General features: G+C 53.9%; 4 protein-coding genes. All 4 read right to left on the bottom strand.

Annotated features, from left to right (window positions below; translation table 11 throughout):
• Positions 1-680: 680 nt before the first annotated feature.
• A complete protein-coding gene (locus ACUN8H_RS18690) occupies positions 681-1925 on the bottom strand; it encodes a benzoate/H(+) symporter BenE family transporter (RefSeq protein ID WP_445533540.1) in 1245 nt (414 codons plus the stop codon).
• A 71-nt stretch (positions 1926-1996) separates the two neighbouring features.
• Entirely contained in the window at positions 1997-2782 is a 786-nt protein-coding gene (benD, locus tag ACUN8H_RS18685; RefSeq protein ID WP_445533539.1) for a benzoate diol dehydrogenase BenD, read from the bottom strand.
• The gene (gene benC, locus ACUN8H_RS18680; protein WP_445533538.1) at positions 2779-3804 is read right to left on the bottom strand and encodes a benzoate 1,2-dioxygenase electron transfer component BenC; all 1026 of its coding nucleotides are present in this window, start codon (positions 3802-3804) and stop codon (positions 2779-2781) included. The genes benD and benC overlap by 4 nt, the downstream gene beginning before the upstream one ends.
• Before the next feature lie 24 nt (positions 3805-3828).
• On the bottom strand, positions 3829-4211 hold a 383-nt coding region (locus ACUN8H_RS18675; protein WP_445533537.1), incomplete at its 5' end, for an aromatic-ring-hydroxylating dioxygenase subunit beta.

Raw genomic sequence — 4211 nt, 5'->3', positions numbered from 1 at the left:
CCTCGGTGACGTCGAAGTCATCGATCAGCTTGAATAGGTCGCCGACTAGGCGGTGCACGATCTGCTTGGCGCGGTCGTTACCGCCTGACTGGTCAAAGCCGGCGACGGTTTTGATGAAGTCTTGAACATCGGGAGTATCGAATATCTTCACGGTCATGGTGAAACCCTATCGTTGGTTTTCTTGTTGTCTTGGAGCCCGGCGATAGTGGTAGTACATTTTGGAGAGCAAGTACGCCTATCAAGGGCCTAAAGACGACAGTTGTTGTTATGTTCGTCACTAATATCGACCATGCTGTGACTTCCAGACCAATATCGTTTGAGTTCCTTTCCATACTTGGTAGGTATCTCAGAGAAGCGTTATGTTGAATATTCATGGCTTAATTAAAATCAGTAAAAAATAGCTAACCTTTTATTTTAAAAACAAAAACATCAAACATTAGTACCAAGCCTGCTAATAACACTCACTCAGACTCTTCATTAACTTAACCTTTAAACCGATATAGTGGTTTTTGTGAGGCATAACACTCACCTGACTCGCTCCAAAGGAGTCACCATTGATTTCAGCTTGCGACAAAAGGATAAAGGGAGTGCCAGATTCAGGATGAAAAAAAGACCCGCACTGCAAAGCAGCCACGGGTCAAGGAGGATAGCGACTATAAAGCGTAAGCTGTTGCGTGAGATCAGCCGCTCTTTTTGGCTATCTCACGGGTAAAGATGAACTCAAAGTCCTTGGTCTCGAAGATAGCCGACACCATCACACCCAGCACTAACGCCCAGAACGTGGCGCCTATGCCGAGAATCTGAATGCCGGATGCAGCAATCAGAAAGGCAAACAGCGCGCCTATCTCATGCTTTTTGCCTGCAAAGGCGATTGCCATTGAGGAGGTGATGACCCGCATGAGTGCCAGCCCGGCGATAATGGCGATAAAGTAGCGCGGCGTGGCCTCCAGTAGACTAACTACATAGCCGTAAAAAGGCGCGGCCACCACAAAGATAGCCCCGGCAATCACCGCCGCAACCCAACGTTTGTCATGAGCGCCCGCTTCCGGTGAGGCGCATACACCGGTCATGGGTGCGGCAATACAGGTACTGTGCAGGTTGAAGAAAGCCGACACCATGGTGCCGACGCCGCCCACCGCAGTGATCGCATTAGCAGGCACCTCTTGGTAGCCCATTCCCTTCACTAAGCCAACGCCTGCTGGTGTTTCCATACCCACCAAAATGATCGCAAGCGGTAAGCCATAGGTTAGAAAGGCGCCTAACGTGAACTCGGGAACGATGAACTCGGGAAAACGGATCGTCGCCTCAATACCGGACAGATCGACACCGGTTGCCATCAAGTAAACAATACCCGCCAGCATCGCAACAACTAGCGGTGGAATTTTACGAAAGAGGCGTGCGGAGATGAAAAAAGCCAGGATCATAACAGAGGCTGGCACAATAGCACTCTCCAACGGTTTTACCATGTTGAGGCCAAAGCTAAGTAACATACCGCCCACCATGCCCATCACTATCGGCATCGGTATCAAACGCATAACGATACCCATCACCCCGGTCACTCCAGCGACCAGCGTGATAGCCCCCGCAATCAAGCTTGCACCTAATGCGGCCTCCAGCCCTATCACAGGAATCACCGCTGCAAACATCAATGCGCCGGGAATGGAGTTGGCCATTGGCAATGGCAAGCGGTAATAGGCAGGCATGAAAAGCCCAAACAAGCCATTGATCATCAGGTAGCTGATGACCCAAATCATGATAAAAGAGGAGTCGAGACCGGCAGAGGTACCGGCGCTAATGTGGACGACCCCAACGCTGAGCCCTAAGATTCCCGCGACGACACCTGTACTGGCATTTTCGACATTGAGGTCACGCAGGAAATCGCGGGGCGCATACCTTAGGCTGACGCCTTTCTCAATATGTTTCACGGTTTGCTCCAGGGAATTACTGTACTTAGCGTTATCGTTAATACTTCTTTAGAATTGTCTTAGTTAATCTGCTAATAGCCCTGGTCGCCACCGCCCACTGGCAGCACGCTGCCGGTGATGTAGCTCGCCTCATCGGAGGCCAGGAACAGAATTGGCGCGGCCATCTCGTCGAGCGTGCCGTAGCGTTTCATCAGGCAACTCTGCTTGGTCTGGTCGATATGCGCCTGGAACCATGCCCGCTCGGTATCGTTGCGAGGTTCGGGCGTGCCGCGGGAGATCCGGCGCGGCGGTGCTTCGGTGCCCCCGATGGCAGCAGCCGCCACGCGGATGCCAGCATCAGCGTATTCGAAGGCCAGCGACTCGGTCAGCGCATTGACACCGCCCTTGGCCGCCGAGTAAGGGATCCGATGGATGCCCCGCGCCGCCACAGAAGAAACATTAACGATCACGCCGCTACTCTGCGCTACCATCGTCGGCAGTGCCGCGCGACAGCACCAAAGCGTGGACATTAAAGAGCGGTTAATCTCTGCGATAATTTGCGCTTCAGTGAACTCGGTAAACGGCTTAAAGTTAATCGCACCACCTACGTTGTTCACTAGAATATCGATACGACCAAAGTGAGAGAGCGCCGCCTGCATCACTTTATCAGCACCTTCCCAGGTCTCCATATCCGCTTGTACCGCGATCACGTCACACCCCTGCTGGCGGATTTCAGCCACCACTTCATGGATGTAATCAGCGCGATCTACCAAAACTAGACGTGCCTCTTCCGCGGCTGCGCGCTCAGCAACTCGCTGCCCAATTCCCTGAGCAGCACCGGTAATCACCATTACTTTGTCTTGAAAGCGGTGTGTCATGATGCGCTCCCTGCTTCATTGGGGGTGAACTTCTCATAGTGAAAACTTTGTGGCTCAATCCCTTCTGCGTCGAAGTACTTCAACACGGCATCTACCATGGGGGGCGGGCCACATAGGTAAACATCCACATCGCCGTCATGCATGACCTCGGCGTCCATGTGGTGCGTTACATACCCTTTACGCGGGTGCTCGCTAGCCTCGTCGACCACCACGGTGGTGTAGGTGAAGCTGGGAATTTTGTCGACGAAGGCATCTAACACATCGGTTTTAACCAGGTGGTCATCTTTATTGACGCCATAAATCATATGGATCGGCGCATCACAGCCCTTCTCAACCAATTGCGCCAACATAGACAAGAACGGAGCCAGCCCTGTGCCGCCAGCCAGCATCAGCACTGGACGCTTCACTTCTCGCAGATAGAAGCTGCCCAGCGGGCCGGTCAAGGTAAGCTTTTCGCCCACCGCCGCCCGCTCGGTTAGGTAGCCACTCATTACCCCGTTGGGAATATTGCGGATCAAAAAGGTGGCACGCTTATCGCCTGGCAGTGAGCTGAAAGAGTAGGAGCGGTGCACCTCAGTGCCGGGTACATCAATATGGATATATTGTCCCGGCAGAAAGGCAAGGCCCTCTTCATCGTCCAGATCAACCGCTAGCTCAATGCTATCCTCTGAAAGCTGCTCCACCGCCGCTACCGTCGCCTCAACCTTACCCACCGCTGTTTTACACAGCGTGGAGGCGACCGGCACTTGGATCACGCAGTCCGAAGAGGGCACCATTTGGCAGGTGAGCACCTGGCCTTCAGCGGCTTCTTCATCAGAGAGCGCATCCTCCAGGTACTCGTCACCCATATCGAACTCGCCCTGCTCGCAGTGGCCTTTGCAGGTGCCACAGACACCGTCAGAGCAGTCCATCGGTAGGTTCACTTTTTGCCGATAAGCGGCATCGAGAACGGTTTCCCCCGCCTTACAGCCAATGAAACGGGTCACGCCATCTTCGAAGTTGAGGGCAATGGTATAGCTCATGGTTAATTCTCCTCTTCCACCCGGTCACACGTGATACACGTCAATAACCTGATGGATATAGTCGTTATTCAGCTGCACGACTTTTCTTGTGATCAGGGGGTGCTCACCCGATACGTCCAGGGTGTAGAAGCAGGTGCCAAAGAAGCTGTCGGTCTTCTTGTAGCGGTGGTTGAGCGTGTGCCAGTTGAAGCGCAGTTCCACCGTGTCGCCCTCTTCGGACAGGATCTCCAGGTTAGTTACCTGGTGGGTGGTGCGCGGCTCCGGCGTGCTCGCCCCGCTACGCTCGGTCTTGATCCGGTAGACCCGGTCTTCCAGCCCGTCGCGGTTGGGGTAGTAGATGAGCGAGATTTCGCTGTGCGGGTCGCGGGTGAGCTGGTCGTCGTCGTCCCAGGCGGGCATCCAGAACT

Source organism: Vreelandella sp. V005, assembly GCF_052645115.1.
This window is presented reverse-complemented; position numbering and strand designations above follow the sequence as displayed.